The sequence below is a fragment of the Neoroseomonas soli genome, assembly GCF_018129065.1.
Classification (GTDB): domain Bacteria; phylum Pseudomonadota; class Alphaproteobacteria; order Acetobacterales; family Acetobacteraceae; genus Neoroseomonas; species Neoroseomonas soli.
On record NZ_JAAEDM010000082.1, the window covers coordinates 1 to 18,539 of the forward strand.

Consider the following 18,539-nt stretch of genomic DNA (forward strand, 5'->3'; position numbering starts at 1 on the left):
CACCTCCGCCCATCTGCGCCGCGCCGCCGCCGTTCCGCCGGCCGAGATCGCCGCCGCCGCGCAGGCGCTGCTCGCCGCGCGGCCGGCGTTGACGGAAGCGGAACTCGCGCAGGGGGTCCACGCGATGCTCGGGCTCGATCCCGCGTCGCAGGTGGCGGTCGCGGCGCGGCTCGCGGCCCTGCTGGGGGCGGGGACGATCCGATTGGGTTGAGCGGGCTCGCCTGAAGCGGCTTCCGCAGATGCTCGCTGACAACGACCACGCCACGCCGATCGTCGCGCGCGTCTTCACGCGATCCGGTGGTTCCACCTGACCGGACGCGCAGGACCGCGCGGCGGGAAGCTCGGCCAGGCCGCGAGGGGGCTGCGCCGTCGCCGCCGGATGCGCAGGCGGCGACCCAACGCCGCCCCAGGCGCGCCGACGGCCGGGCGCATGTGAAGGGGCGGCGGCGGCGCGCGGCCGCGCTCAGACCGGCGGGGCTGCGCCGCGCTGCGCCTTCAGCTCGTCGCGGATCTCGGTCAGCAACGTCTCGGTCGGTGTCGGCGCCGGCGGGGCCTTGGCCTTCTCCACCGCCTGGGAGGCCTGCAGCTTGCTCAGGATCTTGACCATCCAGAACACCGCGAAGCCGACGATCACGAACTTGATGATCGCGTTGATGAACCGGCCGATCGCGAGCACCGCCGCGCCGCCCTCGCGGGTGGCTTCCAGCGACGGCCGCCGCTCGCCGGAGATCACGATGAACAGGTTCGAGAAGTCGATCCCGCCCATCAGGATGCCGATGATCGGGTTGAACAGGTCCTCCACCATCGAACTGACGATCGCAGTGAAGGCGGCGCCGATCACCACGCCAACGGCGAGGTCGATGACGTTGCCGCGCATGATGAAGGCTTTGAACTCCTTCACCCACTCCGGCTCCCTGATCGGGATATGGCTGGTGATCTTGTTCGCGCGGTCGCTCATCGGCTGCGTCTCCTTCGGGCTGCATGGGGCAGCCACAGGCGATCATCCTGCGCTGCCCCGTTCCTTTCCAGTCGCGAAATCGTTGCCGGCCCGGCTAAGGCGTGGCCGGGCAGGGGGCGCAGCCTGGCAACGGCGCGGCGGCGGATCTTCCATACGAGCGGGCGTGACTGCCCCGACGCGGTTGGCGCTGGAGGGGCGCGGCGCCATCATCGCCGCATGGCCGCCCCCTTCGACCAGCACGTGACCTTCCTCTACGCCGAGGACCCCGAGGCGTCCTGGCGCTTTTACGAGGAGGTGCTCGGCCTGCCGCTCGCGCAGGACCAGGGTTCCTGCCGCATCTACGCGGTGGCGCCCGGCGGTCGGGCCTTCGTGGGCGTCTGCCGGGCCCGCGGGCCGCGCGCGGCGGATAACCCGCGGCTGGAAGGCGGCGCGGTCGTCACCTTCGTCCACCAGGATGTCGAGGGCTGGCACGCGAGGCTGCGGGCGAAGGGGATCGAGGTCGCATCTGCTCCCGCCTATTCAGCGGCATACCGCGTCACCTCGTTCTTCTTCCGCGACCCGGCGGGCTACACGCTGGAGATCCAGCGCTTCGAACGGCCCGACTGGCCCGCCCCCGGAGGGTGATCGCGACGCCGCCGCGGGATTCCCATTTCCCTACTGCTCGGGACAGGGCAGTGTGCGCGCAAACCAACAGGGGGACTTCCGGGTTGGCCGAGTTCTGGGCCGAATGGGGCAATCTCGCCTATCTCGCGGCAGCAGTTTGGGCGTTTTTCGAGGGTGAGACCTTCGTGCTGGCCGCATCGGCGATCGGCGCGACGATGGGGCTTGTCGACCCGTGGATCCTGATGGGCTCGGTCTGGATCGGCTCCTACCTGGGGGACCAGACTTGGTTCTATCTCGGGCGCCGCTACGGGCCGGCCATGCTGCGCCGGATTCCCGGGTCCCGGCCACGCGTCGAGAAGGCGAATGCGCTGCTCGAACGCTACGGGACGCTGTTCATCCTCTCCTTCCGCTTCCTTTACGGCATCCGCAACATCGCCTCGGTGGTCTGCGGGCTGGCGGGCTACAACTGGGCGCGCTTCGCGCTGCTGAACTTCATCGCCGCAGGCGTCTGGGCAGGGTCCTTCGTCGCGGCGGGATGGTTCCTCGGCGCCTGGCTCGGGGTGGAACGGCTGTTCTGGAGCATCGCCGGCATCGCGGGGCTGGCGCTCATCTTCTTCATCATCCGCCACCGCCGCGACCGCGCGCGCAACCGGGCGGCGCAGGGCGCCGCCCCGGGCTGACGGTCGCGCCGGCCGTAACCCCGCCAGCCTCGCGTGCGGATGCGCCCGGCAATGACGCCGGGCGCATCAGGCGTGGATGCCGGCCATGTAGCTGAAGGGCTCGGCATCGCGGCGCAGCAGCGGCCAGCCGGCGGCGAGCTTCGCGCGCATGTCGTCGAGCTTCATCTCGCTGCGCGGCGCGTTCTCGGGGTCGTGGTAGATCATGCTGCCGTCGCGCGCGCCGATGATGGCCGAGGCATGGCCGTAGCTGCTGCCTCCCGCCGTCTTGATCCAGGGCAGGAAGAGCGGGCCCCAGATCATCAGCTCCACCTCGAGCGCCTCGGTCGTCGCCGGCAGGCCGCCGTCGAGCTCGACCAGGTGCTCGTTCTGCATGAGGGTGGGCAGCCAGCCCTTGCTGATCGTCCAGTGCCCCATGCGCACCGTCCCGTCGGCCTGCGGCAGCGGGCGGGAATAGAGCGCGGGCACGCCCTGGCGCGGGCCCGCCTCGAAGGAATAGGCGATCATGCAGGCGGTGGCGTACCAGCAGCCGGTTGGGTCATCGAGATGCTGGTTGCCGCCGAAGTCGAGTTGGCTGACGAAAGGCACATCGAGGTACATGACGCGGTCCTCCTGCCCCTGCCCGCCAGTGAATACCACGGGGAGGCGCCGGACGACGTAACGCTTCACACCCCGCCGTCCCGCGGCTGGCCGGCCCGGTCAGGACGCCGGGGGTCCCGGGCCGCACCGACCTGCCGGTCGTTGCCTCCCACCGCACGGGCATGTCCGCGCGCGTGGCGAGGCCGGGTGAGGGTGATGGTGGCGCCGCCGGCGGACCCCCGGTGGCGGGCGCGCCGCCATCGGCAGCGCGCCAGCTATGCCGCCCTCTACCGCGCCAGCATGGTCTGCGGCAGCCAGGTCACGATGGCGGGGAAGACCGTGACGATCGCGACCGCGATCAGCATCAGGAAGAAGAAGGGCAGGGTGTAGCGCGCCACCTCGAAGATGCCCTTGCCGGTCAGCCCCTGCAGCACGAACAGGTTGAAGCCGACCGGCGGCGTGATCTGCGCCAGTTCCACCACCAGCACGATGAAGATGCCGAACCACACCAGGTCGAAGCCAGTGCTGTGGATGATCGGCAGCACCACCGAGACGGTCAGCACGATCATGCTGATGCCGTCGATGAAGCAGCCGAGGATCAGGTAGATGATCGTGAGGAACAGGATGATCATGTAGGGGCTGAAGCCCTGCGATCCGACCCAGGCCGCCATCGCCCCAGGGATGCCGGAATAGGCCATGGCCTGCGTCAGGAAGGCCGCGCCCGCGAGGATCAGGTTGATCATGCAGGACAGCCGCACCGCGCCCATCAGGCTGTCGCGGAACGAGTTCCAGGACAGCGAGCCGCCCCAGGCCGAGAGCGCCAGCGCGCCCACCACGCCGAACACCGCCGCCTCGGTCGCGGTCGCCCAGCCGAGGTAGATGCTGCCCATCACGAAGCCGATCAGCAGCACGACGGGAATGAGCTGCCCGCTTTCCTTCAGCTTCATGGCGAAGGGCATGGGCGGGTCGCGCGGCGGCGTCAGCGACGGGTTCATCATCGACCAGACCGCGATGTAGCCGCTGAACAGCGCCATCAGCATGATCCCCGGGATCACGCCGGCGATGAAGAGCCGGACGATCGAGACCTCCGCCGCCACGCCATAGACGATCATCACGATGGAAGGCGGGATCAGCAGGCCGAGCGTGCCCGCGCCGGCGAGGCTGCCGATCGCCATGGGCTTGTGGTAGCCGCGCTGCAGCAGCGCGGGCAGCGCCATCTTGCCGATCGTCGCGGCGGTCGCCGCCGAGGACCCCGACACCGCGGCGAAGATGCCGCAGCCGATCACGTTCACATGCATCAGCCGGCCGGGGAGCCGCTGCACCCAGGGGGCAAGGCCGCGGAACATGTCCTCGGACAGCCTGGTGCGGAACAGGATCTCGCCCATCCAGATGAAGAGCGGCAGCGCGGCCAGCGTCCAGGAGGCGAGCGACTGCCAGATCGCCGTGCCCATCACCTTCTCGGGCGGCATGGCGGGCATGGCGGGCACCAGCATCGGCAGCACGACCACGCCGACCAGCCCCACCATGGCGAGCGCAAGGCCGATCCAGACCCCGAGGCCGAGGAAGACGAACAGGCAGCCGAGCAGCAGCAGCCCGGCTTCGGTCTGGGCAAGTTCCATCAGACTTCCTCCGACGCGCGTTCGAGCGCCGAGGCCTCGGCCGCCTTGCGATAGGAGGGCGTGCCCCCCGTGAGATGCACCACCAGGTCGTCGATCAGGCAGACGGCGAAGAGCGCCACGCCGGCCCCGACCATCATCTGCGGCACCCAGAGCTTCCAGGCGACCGAGCCCTGCGCCACGTCCTCGAACTCGAAGCTGTCGGAGGCGAGGTCGAGCATCGAGTAGGCGAAGAAGACAGCAAGGCCGACGGTCAGGACGAGGGCCACCGTCTCCATGACGAAGCGCGCCTTGCCCGAGAGCCGCCCGATGATGAGGTCCACCCGGATATGCGCGCCGTGGCGGAAGGCATAGGCGAGCGGCAGCGTGGCCGAGCCGGCGACCGCGAAGGCCGTCAGGTCGTCCGCGCCGAGCACGGTGGCGCCGAACTGCCGCCCCACCACCTGCGCGCCGATGATGCCGGCGATCGCGGCGAGCGCGACGCCGCCGAGGACGCCGCTGAGGAGATAGAGCGCGTCGAGCGCGCGGCGCAGCGGGTTCATGCCACGACGCGCCGCCGCCGGGGTGGGATCGTCATGCTTGGTGTTTCCGTCCGCTCAGGTGACCGGGACCCGCGGGGCGAGTCGTTCCTCATGATCATGCAATGGCCGCGCGGTGGGCGTCGATGCAGCACCTGCGCGATACCCGTGCGGTGAATGCGCGCATGGCGCGCGCTGGCCGGGTATGCGGCCGCGAGTCGGGCGCGGTGACGAAGGATCGGCATGGGGAAGCCATCTGCTGTGCTTGGCGCCGAGATCTTCGGAGTGGCCAAGGCCGTGCCGCAAGGGGCGCGGGGCGGCCCATGGGCCCGCCTCGCGCCGACGCTGCCTCCCTTCTGTGCCGCGGCGGGCCCCGGCTGCCCGCCGCGTGCGCAGTCGGGCGCGATCAGCCCGCCGCGCGGTACTGTTCGAGCAGGCGCTGCCCGTCGGGCCCGGCGCGCTGCGCCCATTCGTCGGCCATGATGCGGCCGACGCGGGCGCAATCGTCGAGGAGCTGCTGCGTCGGCTGCGTCACCTGCATGCCGCGCGAGGCGAGGGTCGTCTCGGTCTCGCGCGTCGCGGCTTCCGCGAGTTCGTAGCCGCGCGTTTCCGCCCGCGCCGCGGCGGCGCGGATCTGCTGCTGCAGGTCGGCGGGCAGCGCCTCCAGCGCGCGGCGGGAGACGAAGACGGCGTTCTTCGTCATCGTGAAGCCGAGCGGGGTGAAGACGCGCGCGTAGTCCCAGGCCTGGGTGTCCACGCCGGTGGCGGCCGAGGTGACCTGCGCCTGCACCACGCCGGTGGCGAAGGCCTGGGCGAGTTCGGCGGATTGCACCAGCGTCGGCTGCGCGCCGATCAGCTGGGCGAAGCGGTTCGTCATCGGCGAATAGGTGCGGAAGCGCGACCCGCGCAGCTGCTCGAGGCTGGTCACCACCTGCTGCGCGTAGAGCCCGGCGGGCGGCCAGGGCAGCATGTAGAGCAGGGTCAGGCCCTGGCGCTGGAAGCGCGCCTCGATGAAGGGCTTCTGCAGGTCGGACAGGCGCTTGGCCTGCTGGAAGTTGGTGACGAGCTGCGGCAGCGCGTCCGCGTCGAAGATCTGGTCCTCGTTCGCATAGGCGGTGAGCAGGATCTCGCCCAGCTGCACCTGGCCGGTCTGCACGCCGCGCTTGATCTCGGTCATGCGCAGCAGCGCGCCGTTGCTGTGCAACTGGATGGAAAGTCGCCCCCCGGCGCCCTGCTCGATCTCCTGCAGCATGGTGCGAATGTTGCGCGTGTGCAGGTTGGTGTCGGCGTAGGGGGTGGCCATCTGCCAGCGCGTCTGCGCGCGGGCGGCGGCAGGGGCCAGGGCGGCGAGCCCGGCGGCGCCCAGCAGGGCGCGGCGATGGAACGTCATGGCTTGGTGTGGTCCCTTCCCTCGGCCGCGGCATCCGAGGCCGCGGCGTTGGGAAAAGTTAGGCCAGGAATGCGCGGGTCGCGCAACCCGGCGCGGCGGTCACACCGGGAAGACGGCCGGATCGACGCCGGCCTGCGACAGGAAGTTGCGGATCTCCACCACCTCGTCCTTCGACAGGCTATGCCGCGAATCGTGGAAGGCGTGGGCATGCCCGTTGAGCTTCACGCCGACACGGCCCGAGCCGTTGTGGGCCAGTTCCGCGCCAAGTTCCTCGAACACCGCCTGCACCGCCCTGGGGTCGATGTTGGCGCTGACTGGATGGGCGAAGATGGCGTGGAGCACCTTGCGGTGGCGGTGGTTCATGGGCGGGCCTTTCCTGGCTGTTGCGCCTGAGACGCCATATTCCGCGCTTCCGCGCCCGTCGCCTTGCGCCGGATCAAGGACCGGAGGCGTCAACCCCGTGGCGCGCAGCGTCGCGACGGAGCCGGGCAGATGCCCTGCGCGGATGCGCGGGCACCGCCTGGCGCGAATATGGACAAGCCCGCCGCGGGCCGGGTCTCGGTCGGGGAGCGCGAAGTGCCACCGTGTCCCGGGCAACGGCGGCCGCCGGCGCGCCATGTCACGGCGCGAACGGCCGCACGCCCGGATCAGCGCGCCGGCGCCTGGGGCACGAAGGAAGCCGGCGACGAGGATACCCGCGGCCGGGCCTCAGGTCCGACCGTAGGTGTCCTCGTAGCGAACGATATCGTCCTCGCCGAGGTAGGAGCCCGACTGCACCTCGATCAGGACCAGCGGGATCATCCCGGGGTTCTCCATGCGGTGCACGCAGCCGAGGGGGAGATAGACGCTCTCGTTCTCGCGCAGCAGGATCTCCTCCGCGTCGCGGCGCACGATGGCGGTGCCGGAGACGACCACCCAGTGCTCCGCGCGGTGGAAGTGCTTCTGCAGCGAGAGCTTCGCGCCCGGCCGCACCTGGATCTTCTTCACCTGGAAGCGGTCGCCCATGATGAGGCCCTCGTAGTGGCCCCAGGGGCGATAGGCGCGGCGATGCTCGGTCGCTTCCTTGCGGCCCTTCGCCTTCAGCGCATCGACGAGCTTCTTCACGTCCTGCGCGCGGTCGCGGTGCATCGCCAGCACCGCATCGTCGGTCACCACCACCACCGCGTCCTCGAGGCCGACGATGCCGGTGACGATGCCCTCGCTGCGCACGAAGCAGTTGCGGCCGTCGATGATCTCGACCGGGCCCTGGGCGGCATTGCCGGCAGCGTCCTTGTCGCTGATCTCCCACAGCGCGGCCCAGGAACCGATGTCGGACCAGCCGATCGAAGCCGGCACCACCGCGGCGTGCTGCGTCCGCTCCATCACCGCGTAGTCGATGGAGATGGAGGGCGCGGCGACGAAGGCCTCAGGCGCGAGGCGCACGAAGTCCATGTCCCGCTTCGCGCCTTCGACGGCCTGGCGCACCGCATGGAGCAGGTCCGGCGCCAGGCGCTCGAGTTCGGCGAGCAGCGTCGAGGCGGTGGCGACGAACATGCCGGAATTCCAGAGATGCCGGCCACCTGCGACGAACTCCGCCGCGCGCGCGGCATCCGGCTTCTCGACGAAGCGGGCGACGGCGCGCACGCCGGGCAGGCCGGGCAGCTCGTCGCCGGATTCGATGTAGCCGTAGCCGGTCTCCGGCGTGGTGGGCAGCATGCCGAAGGTGACGATGCGCCCGGCCCGGGCGGCCGCGGCGGCATGCGCGAGGGCGGCATGCAGCGCGGGCACGTCGCGAACGGCGGAATCGGCCGCCATGATCCACATGACGGTGCCCGGGTTGGCTTCCTCGGCGAGCAGCGCGGCGGCGGCGATGGCGGGCGCGCTGTTGCGCCCGGCGGGCTCGAGCACGATACGCGCGCCCCGGCCGCGCAGTTGCTCGGCGACGAGGAAGCGATGCGCCTCGTTGCACACCACCATCGGCGGCAGGAAGCCTCGGCCCTCGGCGCGCACGGCGGTTTCGGCCAGCATCGGGAGGTCGGAGGCGAGCGGCCAGAACTGCTTGGGATAGCCTTCCCGCGAGAGAGGCCAGAGCCGCGTGCCCGTGCCACCGGACAGGATGACGGGAAGGATGTCGGTGCTGGTCGCGGTCATGTCGCCCGGGGAATCTGTCGCCGAAGGGGATGGGACCATGCCCAGCAAAGGCGGCAAAGGGAAGGCGGGACGAGGGCAGGCCATGGGGCGCCGCCCCCTGGACCCTCGCGGGGGGCAGACGTGCCCCCCGACCCGCGGGACCCGGCCGCGCCCTTCGCCATGGAGCGCGAAGCGCGCCGCGCCCGGACCAGCAACCGAGCCCGGCGGCCGGTCCACGGCGCGAAAGCGAAGCCGGCGGATGCCGGCGCCGGCGCTTGAGGGTCAGGAATCAGGCGGCCCGAGGCCCCGCCTCGGGCCGGGAGCGCAAAGCGCGACCGCGCCCGGACCACCAGCCGCGCCGGGTGCGCCAGCACATGGCGCGAAAGCCGAGCCAGCGGATGCCGGCGCCGGCGCTTGAGGCCCCACAAAAAAGCAGAAGGCGGGTCCCCCCAGGGAACCCGCCTTCCAATCATGCCACCGACCTAAGTGGTCAGTGAAACACTCACCCGCCTTCCTGCAGCGCCGCGTCCTTGCCCTTGCGCAGGTTGGGCATGAGCATCGCGCCGAGCGCGATGGCGGCGATGGCGAGCATCGTCGCGCTGATCGGGCGCTCGACGAACACCATCGGGTCGCCGCGGGACAGCAGCATGGCGCGGCGCAGGTGTTCCTCCATCATCGGGCCGAGCACGAAGCCGATCAGCATCGGCGCCGCCTCCAGCCGCAGCTTGGAGCAGAGGTAGCCGAAGATGCCGAAGACCACCGTCTGGTACACGTCGAACACGTTGTTCTGCAGCGAATAGACGCCGATCGCGCAGAAGATCATGATGGACGGGTACATGAAGCGGTAGGGCACCGAGAGCAGCTTCACCCACATGCCGATCATCGGCAGGTTGATGACCAGCAGCATCAGGTTGCCGACCCACATGGAGGCGATCAGGCCCCAGAACAGGTCGGGCTGCGCTTCCACCATGCGCGGGCCCGGCTGGATGCCCTGGATGATCAGCGCGCCGACCATCAGCGCCATCACGGCGTTGGCCGGGATGCCGAGCGTCAGCAGCGGGATGAACGAGGTCTGGGAGGCGGCGTTGTTCGCCGATTCCGGACCCGCCACGCCCTCGATGGCGCCGGTGCCGAACTCGTGGCGCCCCTTCGAGACCTTCCGCTCCATCATGTAGGAGCCGAAGGAGGAGAGCGCCGCACCACCGCCCGGCAGGATGCCGAGGAAGGTGCCTACCAGAGTGCCGCGGAGCACGGAGGGGACGGCACGGCGGAATTCCTCCCGCGTCATCATCAGGCTGCCGACCTTGCCCGACATCACCGAACGCGCCTCTGGGCGCTCGAGGTTCAGGATGATCTCGGCGATGCCGAACATGCCCATGGCCATGGAGACGAAGCCGACACCGTCCGACAGTTCCGGGATGCCGAAGGTGAAGCGCTGCTGGCCCGTCTGCACGTCCGTGCCGACCATGCCCATGGAGACGCCGAGCACCACCATGCCGATCGACTTCACCACCGAGCCCTGCGCCAGCACCGCCGAGATGACGAGGCCGAGGAACATCAGCGAGAAGTAGTCCGCCGGGCCGAAGGACAGCGCCACCTGCGTCAGCAGCGGGCCCGAGGCCGCGACCACGACCGTCGCGACCGTGCCCGCGAAGAAGGACCCAAGCGCCGCGACGGTCAGCGCCGCGCCCGCACGCCCGCGCCGGGCCATCTTGTAGCCCTCGAGCGTTGTCACGACCGAACTGACCTCACCGGGCAGGTTCAGCAGGATGGCCGTGGTCGAACCGCCGTACTGCGCGCCGTAGTAGATGCCGGCGAGCATGATGATCGCGGTGGTGGCCGGCTGGCCGAAGGTGATCGGCAGCAGCAGCGAGATCGTCGCCACCGGGCCGATGCCCGGCAGCACGCCGATCGCCGTGCCGATGAGGCAGCCGATCAGGCAGAAGAGCAAATTGTTGAAGGTCAGCGCGACGCTGAAGCCGTGCGCCAGGTTTGCGAAGAGATCCATGGTTCCGGTCCCCCTGCCTCAGAATACCGGCCAGACCGGCACGCGGATGTCGAGCTCGTAGATGAACACCGCCCAGCACAGCGCGCAAAGGAACGCCACCAGCCCGAGGACGCCGACCGGCTTGTGTGTTTCGTCAGCGAAGGCGGACAGCACCACCGACGTGGCGATCGCCACCATCAGCCCGAGCGGCTCGAGCAGCAGGCCGAACAGGGTGAAGGCCGCGCTGATCAGGAAGAGTGGCCGCCATGACTTCACGACGCTGACGATCATGCAGCCGACGAAGAGGCCGATGCCGAGCGGATTCCAGCCCGCGCCGACCCAGCCCGGCATCCCCGCTGCGACGAGCCCGGCCGCGGTGCCGCCGACGGCGCCCGCGAGCAGGAAGCCGATCTCCGGGCCCGTCCACATCGGGATCGGGTCCGGGCCGTTGAACAGCGAGAGCAGGAGGACGATCGCGCCCAGGCCGAGCAGAATCCAGAAGGCCAGCATGGGCATGTAGCCCGGCCCCATGCGCCGAGCGGTCCCGAGCGTGTGGTCCATGTTGAGCCACAACCCGACCACGGCGAATCCGATCAGGAGCGCCGCGGAAATTAGGTCCTTTGTATTGATTTTCATGCTTGTCGGTCCACCCCACCCGCTATGCTAGCAGTTCCGTAACAAAAATCAGTCGGCCGTCGCGCCGGCAGCCTGCACGAGGGGCGCCCACAGCGCCACCTCGCGCCGCACGAAATCGCCGTAACCTTCGGCCGTCAGGTCGCCCGGCGTTCCGCCGAGTTCCGAGAACCGCGCGCGCACCTCGGCCGAGCCCAGGAAGGCGCGCGTCTCGCGGTTCAGCCGCTCGACGATCGCGGCCGGCGTGCCCGCCGGCGCCGAGAGCCCGAACCATGAATCGCTCGCAAGGTCGAAGCCCTGCTCGCGGAAGGTCGGCACGTCGGGGAAGGCGGGGTGCCGCTGCGCGGAGGCCATCCCCACCGCCACCACCGAGCCCTGCCGGATATGCGCGACCGAGGAAGGCAGGCTGTCCGACATCATCGGCACCTGGCCGGCGATCACCGCCTGCATGGCGGGGCCCGCGCCGCGGAACGGGATGTGGTTCAGCTCGACGCCGATCAACTGCCCCATGCGCACCACCATCAGGTGGTTGGAGGAGCCGGCGCCCGAGGTCGCGACATCGAGCCCGCCGGGCCCGCGCGCCTTCGCCGCCGCGTCCTGCAGCGTGCGGATGCCCGAACGCGGGTTCGCCACCCAGACGGTCGGGTTCGAAACGACGAGCGCGATGTGCGCGAAGTCGGCCACCGGGTCATAGCGCACGCGCCCGCGGTAGACCGCGGGGCTGATGGCGTGGCTCGCGATGTTCGACATGACCAGCGTGTAGCCATCGGGTGCGGCGCGGGCGACGGCCTCGCTGCCCACCGTGGCGCCGGCGCCGGCGCGGTTCTCGACGATGACGGAGACGCCCAGGCGCTCCTGCAGGCCGGCCGCGACGAGGCGCGCGACGAGGTCCGTGGTGCCGCCGGGCGCGAAGGGAACCACGAGGCGGATCGGCTGCGACGGCCACGCGCCCGCCTGCGCCAGCGCGCGGCGGCTCGCGGTGCCCGCGACGACGGATCCGGCCAGCACGGTTCGCCGGCTAAGCGCCCAGGACATTGTACCTCCCCAATTCCCGGGTGGCCCTATGGCATGTGACATTCAGCGCCGCAAGCGGCGCGGCTTGTATCGCGGCCGGGCGCACCTATGCTCCCCGCATCTCCCCCAGCACCGGGATCCCCGACATGCTCCCCAACGACCCGCAGCGCGCGATCCGCGAGGCCACGGCAGCCGCCGAACCACGCCTGATCGAGATGCGCCGCGACATCCATCGCGTGCCGGAACTCGCCTTCCAGGAGACCCGCACCGCGGGCATCGTCGCGGCCGAGCTCGCGCGCCTCGGCATCCCGCACCGCACCGGTGTCGGCCGCACCGGCGTGGTCGGCGAGATCAGGGGCGGCCGTCCCGGCCCGGTGCTCGCCATCCGCGCCGACATGGACGCGCTGCCGATCCACGAGGAGACGGCAATCGACTTCGCCTCGACCGTGGATGGCCAGATGCACGCCTGCGGGCACGACATCCACACCGCCACGCTGCTCGGCGTCGCCGCCGTGCTGAAGGACCTCGCGCCCGCGCTCGCCGGCACGGTGCGCCTCGTGTTCCAGCCGGCGGAGGAAGTCCTCGAAGGCGCCGCCGCGATGATCGCCGACGGCGCGGCCGACGGCGTGGACATGGCGATCGGCTTCCACAACCACCCGGACATGCCGGTCGGCACCTTCGGCTATGTGCGAGGCGCCTCGCTCGCCGCGTCCGACCGCTTCGACCTGATCGTTCGCGGCAAGTCGGGCCACGCGGCACATCCCTACGCCGCGGTCGATCCCATCGTCGCGGCGGCGCATTTCGTCGCCCAGGCGCAGACGGTGGTGAGCCGCGAGATCAAGCCGCTGCACCCCGCCGTCGTCACCGTCGGCATGTTCCAGGGCGGCACGACCTACAACATCATCCCCGAGCGCGTGCACCTGAAGGGCACCGTCCGCACGCTGCACGACGACGCGCGCGACACTGCGGAAGCGGCGCTCAAGCGCCTGGCCGACGGCCTGCAGGCGACGATGCGCGTGACGTGCGACATGACCTACGTGCGCAAGGTGCCGCCGCTGGTCAACGACGACCGCGTGCTCGAACCCGTCATCGCCGCCGTGCAGCGCCAGATGGGCGCGGCGCCGGAACCCGGCGAGCCTTCCATGGGTTCGGAGGACTTCGCCGAATTCGCCGCCCGCGCGCCCGCCTTCCAGCTGCGCATCGGCTCCGGCGCGCCGGGCCGCGACGACCGGCTGCACAATGCCTTCTACCAGCCGGACGAACGCTGCATCGGCCTCGGCGTGCAGGCGCTGAGCCGCGCGGCGCTGGACATCCTGACGTGAGCGGCTTCCGCATCGCGGAGCTCACGGCGCCCGAGGTGGCGGACCGCCTCGCCGCCGGCGCCGTCGCCATCCTGCCGATGGGCAGCCTGGAGACGCACGGCCCCGCATTGCCGATGGGCGACTACCTGGTGGCGGAGGAGATCGCCGCGCGCATCGCCGCCGCCGCCGCCGTGCAGGGCGCCGACGCGCTGGTCGCCCCCGCCATCCCCTTCGGCGGTGAGGACTTCTTCGCCGGCGTCGCCGGCGGCATCACGCTGAGCGTCCCGACGCTCACCGCCGTCATCGAGGAAATGGCCGAGGCCTTCATCCGCACCGGCACGCGGCGGGTCATGATCGTCAACGGCCATGCCGGCACCATCGCCCCGGCCGATGCCGCGGCGCGCGCGATGCGCCATCGCCACGGCACGATCATCCCGGCGCTGCACCTGTGGCGGGAGGCCGGGCGGCTGCACCATGAGCTCGGCGGCGCGGCCGAGAGTTTCGGCCATGGCGGCGACCCCGTCGCCTCCGTGACCATGCATCTGCGTCCCGAACTCTGCCGCCCCGATCGCGCGCGGCCGCGCGAGGCCACGGGTCCCTATCTCGGCATGCCGCCCACCGGCTTCGGCGCCGTCCGCAGCCACGGCATCGACTTCGCAGTGCCGATGTGGGTGGAGGAGGTCGCGCCAGGCGGCGTCGCCGCACCCGATGCGCGCGCCGCGAATGCGGCCCATGGCGAGACGATCGTGCAGCGCCTGGTCGCCGCGGGTGCGGCGATGTGCCTGCATCTCAGGGACCATGCGCCGTGACCCGCATCTGCGTCTTCGGCGCCGGCGCCATCGGCAGCCACCTCGCGACCCGCGCGGCACTCGGCGGCGCGGAGGTTTCGATCGTCGCGCGCGGCCCGCATCTCGAAGCAGTGCGCCGCAACGGCATCACGCTGCACGCGCATGACGGCGTGCACAATGTCCGCGTGCAGGCGGAATCCGACCCGGCGGCGATCGGGCCGGTGGATGCCGTGCTGGTGACCACCAAGGTGCCGGCGCTGCCCGCGGCCGCGCGCGCCATCGCGCCGCTGCTCGGGCCGGACACGCCGGTCGCCTTCGTCACCAACGGCATCCCGTGGTGGTACTTCCACCGCAACGGCGGCCCGCGCGAGGGCGAGCGCATCCCGCTGCTCGATCCCGGCGCGGAGATCGAAAGCCGCGTCGGCATCGCACGCACGCTCGGCGGCGTGGTCTATTCGGCGAGTGCGGTGACGGAGCCCGGCGTGGTGACGTCGGAACACGCCGACATCCGCCTCTTCCTCGGCGAACCGGACGGCACGATCAGCGACCGTGCGCGGGCGATCGCGCACCACATCGACGCGGGCGGCATGTCCTGCCCCGTGGTGGCCGACATCCGGCATCGCGTGTGGGGCAAGCTGATGGGCAACCTGACCAGTGGGCCGCTCTGCATCCTCTCGCGATCCGACATGAAGACGACCTTCTCGGATCCGGTGCTCTTCGCCGCCGGCGTTCGCATCTCGGACGAGGGCGGGGCGCTGGCGCTGGCCTATGGCCACGACCTCGCGACGCCGTCGGAGGCGCGCATCCGGCGATCCGGCATGATCGCGCACAAGCCGTCGATCCTGCAGGACCTGGAACTCGGCCGCGCGATGGAGATCGATGCCCTGTTGACCGTGCCGCTCGAACTGGCGCGGCAGGCGGGGGTCGCGATGCCGACCTTCGAACTTTGCGCGCGCCTGGCGACGCAGGCGGCGAGCGCGGCGGGGCTCTACCAGGCCCCGTGACGCGCGGGGGGGGCGGGCGGGGCGCCGGTGTCGGGCGCCCCGCGGCATTGAGTGGGAGAGGGCGATACTGATGAAGCCGAACGGCCTCTACTTCGTGCTGGGTGTTCTCGTCGCCGCCGCCATCGGTGCCGGCGTGTGGATCTACAAGGACAGGCAGCGCGGCGGCATCGACATCTCCATCGGCGGCGGCGGGGTCAGGATCGAGCAACGCTGACCGCTGGCGGAGGTGCCAGGGCAGATCGCCTGCGGCCGGCATCAGCCGTCAGCGCGAAGATGCGCGCTCGAACGTGGCGGGAGCGGTTTCCGCCGATGTGGAAACCGCTCTACGCGCTCTCCGGCAGCAGCCCCGTGCGGATGACGTGGGGCCAGGCCGCGTTCGCCCCATGCTCCTCCGCCCGTCGCGCCGCGCGGTCCCAGTCGTAGCCGATCGCCAGCAATTCGACGCCGACGCGCTCGCCACACAGATGCAGCAGCGCGTAGCGCGCATGCGGCGTGCCGGCCTCCTGCCGGTGTGCCGGCTCACGGCTGATGCGGAATCCTGGAAGGCCGAGGCTGCCGGGGTTCACCACCAGAGGCCCGCCCGGCACCTGCACCATCCCGGTGCGATGGCTGTGGCCGCAGAGCACCACGCGCGCGGCCATCCCCGCCCCGCCGAGGCGTTCGCGCAGCACCGCCATCGGCGCCGGGCGCAGCCGTTCGGCGACGACCTCCTCGATCAGGTTCTGCACGTCGGAGGACGGCGTGCCGTGCACCGCCAGCACGCCCGGCGCCGGTTCCAGCGTGAGCGGCAGTTCCATCAGCCATTCACGCTGCGACGCGGTCAGCCCTTCGTAGGCGATGCGGTCCTGCATGCCCAGCTTCCCCGGGTCGTGCTCGCTGATCCAGCGGTCGTGATTGCCGCGGATGCAGGGGATGCCGGCCTCCTGCAGGATCTCCACCGTCTCGCGCGGCCAGCCGGCGCCGGAGGCGATGTCGCCGAGGCAGACCGTCGCATCCGCGCCGCGCGCGGCGATGTCCGCCAGCACGGTCTCGAGCGCGGCGGCATTGCCGTGGATGTCCGCGATCACCGCCAGCCGCATGCCTTCGTTCTCCCTGCGCGTTGCGCGCCGATCTAACCATCCCGCGGCATCGCCGTCTGCCCCAGCACCCAGCCTTCCCAGAGGCGTATCGCCGGATCCTCCGGCACGAAGTCCGGCCGGGCGCCGTCCAGCACGCCGATCAGGCCGAGCAGGCCGATGACGGAATCGAAGCGGTCCTCGCCGGCGGCGTCTGCGCCGAAGCCGTCCCGCGCCATGGCACGCAGCGCGGGGGAGGGGGCGACGCGGCGCTCCGCCATCGCGTCGAGCAGCGCCTCGCCCAAAGCCGCGCGGTCGCGCTGCACGCGCTTCGATCCGGGCATGACCAGGCCGAGATGGCGCAGCGCCTCGGCCGGATAGACCTCGGCCAGCACGGCACGGCCGCGGGCGAGCAGCGCATGCACCCCGCCCTCGAACGGCCAGAGCGCATAGGGCGCCCCGCCCGCGAGCCCCGGCGCCAGCCAGTCCCGCCAGGCCGCGATCGCCGCCTTGCCCGACTGGTTGGCGCCCAGCGTCCAGAACACCGGGGCGCCGGCGGGGCGCTCAGCGGTGGCGCGGTCGCAGCGGCGCGACAGGCCGCGCGACTCGCCCAGCCCCAGCGCCGCCGCATGTGCCGCCCGCGTCATGCCCTTCACCCCGCGCGCCGGGTAGAAGGGCCGCTCGCGCGAGACCTGGTCGAGCGTCGCCGCCACCTCGAAGAATCCCGGCCGACCGGCGAGGCCGCGCAGGAATTCCGGGAAGCCCGCTTCCATCCGGCCTTCGGCGAAGCCGCGCGGCACGCCGAGGGGCAGGTCGAGGCCCAGCGCCGCCGGCCCGCCCTCCGCGATCAGCGCGGCGGCCAGCGCCGCCGGGTCGCCCGCGAGGACCGGGGCTTCCGCCCGCCAGCCGCGTGGGCCGCGACGGGCGATGCTCACCCACCGCTTGCGGGGATCCGTGCTCCAATCCGCGTGGGCGGCGATCATCGACGGATGCACCCCGCCCCGGGCATGCGATACGCTGCCGCGACAACGCCGGGGAGACGCGCCATGGATGCCACTACGTCGCTTGGCCAGGAGACAGCCCGCCCGGAGGCCGTCACGCTGCCCGGCCAGGACGCGGCCCACCCGGACGGGCAATACGGCAGCGTCGCGAAATGGTTCCACTGGATCACGGTCGGCCTCATGGCCATCGCGCTGCCGACTGGCTTCGTCATCAAGTTCATCACCGAGGAGGCGGACGGGGCCTACAAGTTCGGCTTCTACGCCATCCACGAAAGCACGGGGCTGACGATCCTCATCGTCGCCCTGGCTCGAATCCTGTGGAAGGCGACGCACCCCGCCCCGCCGCACCCGGACCACCTGCCCGCCGTGCTGCGCATCGCCGCCACGGCGACGCACCACGCGCTCTACGCCATGCTCATCATCCAGCCGGTGATGGGCTTCCTCGCGACCAACGCCTGGGGGTTCCCGCTTCGGGGGCGGACCGCCTATCTCGGCTTCATCGAACTGCCGAAGTTCATGGAGACCTGGGTCGGCCTGGCCGAGGTGCTGAAGGTAATCCACACCGCTGGCGGCTATCTCTTCGTGGTGCTGCTGGCGGCGCATATCGGCGGGGCGATCTTCCACAACGCCATCCGCAAGGACGGCACGCTGATGCGGATGCTGTAGCGGCAGCACCGCGTCCCCATATCGCAACCGACGCAGCGCGGCGGCGGACCAGATGGCAGACCCCCGGCAAGACCCCGTCCCCGAGGACGAACTCCGGCACGATGTGGTGGACTGCCCCATCTGCGGGGAGCCGACCATGCCGAACCTCCTCTCCGACGGCAGTTGCGTCTGCTCCTGCCCCGCGGAGCGGGCGCTGCCCCTCGGCGGGGACACCCCGCTCACCATCCCGCCCCCGGTGGACGACACCAGCTTCGTCGCGCGCCAGCACGATTCCTCCGCCGGGCTTCCGGCAGCCGGGAACCAGTTCGGGCGCAACATCCAGACCGACGATTTCAAGCCCCTCGCCGACCCACCGGGCGACGGATAGGCCGCGCCGGCATTCCGGCGCGGTCTTCGGTGAATGCGGCGCCAACGCCTACGGCCCGCCCTCCGGGGCCAGGACTCGCAATCGCCGCGCCGCACCGGGCCCTGCCTCCACCTCCGCCGGCACGCCGTTGGCGAGGAACCCGACGCGCCGCGCCGCGCCGTCCTCCGCCATCAGGGCGGCAAGCACCGGCCCGGCCGGCGCATGGCCGAAGAGGTCGAGCACCGCCCCGGCCGCCGCCGCTGCGACCCGGCGGCCCTGCCCTGGCGGGATGCC

The 18,539-nt window shown here is 71.3% G+C and carries 22 protein-coding genes; 9 read left to right on the plus strand and 13 right to left on the minus strand.

What is annotated here, in order from left to right:
• On the plus strand, positions 1-211 hold a 211-nt coding region (locus tag GXW76_RS20985; protein ID WP_211864059.1), incomplete at its 5' end, for a hypothetical protein.
• Positions 212-463: 252 nt separating this feature from the next.
• On the opposite strand, the gene mscL is transcribed toward GXW76_RS20985, so the two are convergent.
• The gene (gene mscL / locus GXW76_RS20990) at positions 464-958 is read right to left on the minus strand and encodes a large conductance mechanosensitive channel protein MscL (RefSeq protein WP_211864060.1); all 495 of its coding nucleotides are present in this window, start codon (positions 956-958) and stop codon (positions 464-466) included.
• Positions 959-1,174: 216 nt separating this feature from the next.
• Between mscL and GXW76_RS20995 the strand changes: the two genes are divergently transcribed.
• Together GXW76_RS20995 and GXW76_RS21000 are read left to right on the plus strand one after the other, a co-directional pair.
• Positions 1,175-1,582, plus strand: coding sequence for a VOC family protein (locus GXW76_RS20995; protein ID WP_211864061.1), 408 nt, complete (start codon positions 1,175-1,177; stop codon positions 1,580-1,582).
• Between the two features lie 83 nt (positions 1,583-1,665).
• Entirely contained in the window at positions 1,666-2,241 is a 576-nt protein-coding gene (locus tag GXW76_RS21000; protein WP_211864062.1) for a DedA family protein, read from the plus strand.
• A gap of 66 nt (positions 2,242-2,307) precedes the next feature.
• Here GXW76_RS21000 and GXW76_RS21005 read toward each other — a convergent pair whose 3' ends face one another.
• The 9 genes from GXW76_RS21005 to GXW76_RS21045 all read right to left on the minus strand — a co-directional run bounded on the left by GXW76_RS21005 (position 2,308) and on the right by GXW76_RS21045 (position 12,105).
• Entirely contained in the window at positions 2,308-2,838 is a 531-nt protein-coding gene (locus GXW76_RS21005) for a papain-like cysteine protease family protein (RefSeq protein WP_211864063.1), read from the minus strand.
• 266 nt (positions 2,839-3,104) lie between these two features.
• Positions 3,105-4,436, minus strand: a complete 1,332-nt coding sequence (locus tag GXW76_RS21010) for a TRAP transporter large permease (RefSeq protein WP_211864064.1) — start codon at positions 4,434-4,436, stop codon at positions 3,105-3,107.
• Entirely contained in the window at positions 4,436-4,975 is a 540-nt protein-coding gene (locus GXW76_RS21015) for a TRAP transporter small permease (protein WP_211864065.1), read from the minus strand. Before GXW76_RS21015 ends, GXW76_RS21010 begins: the two co-directional genes overlap by 1 nt.
• A 382-nt stretch (positions 4,976-5,357) precedes the next feature.
• Positions 5,358-6,341 carry a TRAP transporter substrate-binding protein gene (locus tag GXW76_RS21020; RefSeq protein ID WP_211864066.1) on the minus strand — a complete coding sequence of 328 codons (984 nt, stop codon included), beginning with the start codon at positions 6,339-6,341 and terminating at the stop codon, positions 5,358-5,360.
• A 99-nt stretch (positions 6,342-6,440) separates the two neighbouring features.
• Entirely contained in the window at positions 6,441-6,704 is a 264-nt protein-coding gene (locus GXW76_RS21025) for a hypothetical protein (protein ID WP_211864067.1), read from the minus strand.
• Between the two features lie 345 nt (positions 6,705-7,049).
• The gene (locus GXW76_RS21030) at positions 7,050-8,471 is read right to left on the minus strand and encodes a mannose-1-phosphate guanylyltransferase/mannose-6-phosphate isomerase (protein WP_211864068.1); all 1,422 of its coding nucleotides are present in this window, start codon (positions 8,469-8,471) and stop codon (positions 7,050-7,052) included.
• Between the two features lie 481 nt (positions 8,472-8,952).
• Positions 8,953-10,458 carry a tripartite tricarboxylate transporter permease gene (locus tag GXW76_RS21035; RefSeq protein ID WP_211864069.1) on the minus strand — a complete coding sequence of 502 codons (1,506 nt, stop codon included), beginning with the start codon at positions 10,456-10,458 and terminating at the stop codon, positions 8,953-8,955.
• A gap of 18 nt (positions 10,459-10,476) precedes the next feature.
• Positions 10,477-11,073, minus strand: a complete 597-nt coding sequence (locus GXW76_RS21040; protein ID WP_211864070.1) for a hypothetical protein — start codon at positions 11,071-11,073, stop codon at positions 10,477-10,479.
• 48 nt (positions 11,074-11,121) lie between these two features.
• Entirely contained in the window at positions 11,122-12,105 is a 984-nt protein-coding gene (locus GXW76_RS21045) for a Bug family tripartite tricarboxylate transporter substrate binding protein (RefSeq protein WP_211864071.1), read from the minus strand.
• 125 nt (positions 12,106-12,230) lie between these two features.
• Between GXW76_RS21045 and GXW76_RS21050 the strand changes: the two genes are divergently transcribed.
• From GXW76_RS21050 to GXW76_RS21065, 4 genes are all read left to right on the plus strand, one after another.
• Positions 12,231-13,406: a M20 metallopeptidase family protein gene (locus tag GXW76_RS21050; RefSeq protein WP_211864072.1), complete on the plus strand. Its 1,176-nt coding sequence runs from the start codon at positions 12,231-12,233 to the stop codon at positions 13,404-13,406.
• Complete coding sequence (locus GXW76_RS21055) at positions 13,403-14,194, plus strand: creatininase family protein (RefSeq protein ID WP_211864073.1); 792 nt, start codon at positions 13,403-13,405, stop codon at positions 14,192-14,194. The genes GXW76_RS21050 and GXW76_RS21055 overlap by 4 nt, the downstream gene beginning before the upstream one ends.
• Complete coding sequence (locus GXW76_RS21060) at positions 14,191-15,177, plus strand: ketopantoate reductase family protein (RefSeq protein WP_211864074.1); 987 nt, start codon at positions 14,191-14,193, stop codon at positions 15,175-15,177. The genes GXW76_RS21055 and GXW76_RS21060 overlap by 4 nt, the downstream gene beginning before the upstream one ends.
• A 70-nt stretch (positions 15,178-15,247) precedes the next feature.
• Positions 15,248-15,391, plus strand: a complete 144-nt coding sequence (locus GXW76_RS21065; RefSeq protein ID WP_211864075.1) for a hypothetical protein — start codon at positions 15,248-15,250, stop codon at positions 15,389-15,391.
• A 109-nt stretch (positions 15,392-15,500) separates the two neighbouring features.
• On the opposite strand, the gene GXW76_RS21070 is transcribed toward GXW76_RS21065, so the two are convergent.
• Positions 15,501-16,256 carry a metallophosphoesterase family protein gene (locus GXW76_RS21070; protein ID WP_211864076.1) on the minus strand — a complete coding sequence of 252 codons (756 nt, stop codon included), beginning with the start codon at positions 16,254-16,256 and terminating at the stop codon, positions 15,501-15,503.
• A 32-nt stretch (positions 16,257-16,288) separates the two neighbouring features.
• The gene (locus GXW76_RS21075; protein ID WP_338151008.1) at positions 16,289-17,167 is read right to left on the minus strand and encodes a hypothetical protein; all 879 of its coding nucleotides are present in this window, start codon (positions 17,165-17,167) and stop codon (positions 16,289-16,291) included.
• A gap of 111 nt (positions 17,168-17,278) precedes the next feature.
• Between GXW76_RS21075 and GXW76_RS21080 the strand changes: the two genes are divergently transcribed.
• Together GXW76_RS21080 and GXW76_RS21085 are read left to right on the plus strand one after the other, a co-directional pair.
• A complete protein-coding gene (locus GXW76_RS21080) occupies positions 17,279-17,899 on the plus strand; it encodes a cytochrome b (RefSeq protein ID WP_211864078.1) in 621 nt (206 codons plus the stop codon).
• Between the two features lie 52 nt (positions 17,900-17,951).
• Positions 17,952-18,266 (plus strand): hypothetical protein, encoded by a 315-nt coding sequence (locus GXW76_RS21085; protein WP_211864079.1) that lies wholly within the window; start codon positions 17,952-17,954, stop codon positions 18,264-18,266.
• A 48-nt stretch (positions 18,267-18,314) separates the two neighbouring features.
• Here GXW76_RS21085 and GXW76_RS21090 read toward each other — a convergent pair.
• Positions 18,315-18,539 (minus strand): hypothetical protein (locus tag GXW76_RS21090; protein WP_211864080.1); only part of this gene is annotated, 225 nt, incomplete at its 5' end.